This is a genomic window from Aminobacter sp. P4_D5 (genome assembly GCF_056401815.1).
Map to the genome: position 1 here is coordinate 1 of NZ_JBFUIP010001277.1, position 541 is coordinate 541.

The following is a 541-nucleotide window of genomic DNA, read 5'->3' on the forward strand; positions in this document are numbered from 1 at the left end:
TCCTGGGCTGCGCGGCCTGCATGGGGGGGCTCGGGATCGCCGGCGGCCTCGCGCTGACGGGCCTCGGCCTGGCGCCGACGGCCCTGCCGGTCGGCCCGCCATGGGCGCCCGCGGTGATCGCGCTGGACGCGCTCTCGGCCTGGTTCCTGTTGATCCTGGCGCTGGTCGGCCTGCCGGCCGCGCTCTTCGCCGCCGCCTCGCCCCCGCCGCCGCGGGCCGAGGGCGCGGCCTTCCCGCTTTTCCTGGCCGGCATGGCGGGCGTGATCGTCGCGGCCGACGGCTTCTCGCTCCTGCTGGGCTTCGAGGCCATGTCCCTTGCCTCATGGGGATTGATCGCGGCGCGGCATCCGCGCGGGCCCGGACGGAAGACCGCACGGCTGTACCTGGGCTTCGCCATCTTCTCGGGCCTCTGCCTCGTCGCCGCCGTCGCGCTGCTGGCCCCGGCGGGGCTCGGCTTCGCCGCGATCCGCTCGGCGCCGCCGGAGGGCTGGCGCGCAGGGGCCGTGCTGGCCTTCGTCCTGCTTGGCGCGGGCTCCAAGAT

Annotated in this window: 1 pseudogene; it reads left to right on the forward strand. The window is 76.7% G+C overall.

The features are described from left to right. Positions 1 to 541, forward strand: a pseudogene (locus tag AC1DWF_RS37925) (hydrogenase 4 subunit B); the annotation flags it as partial.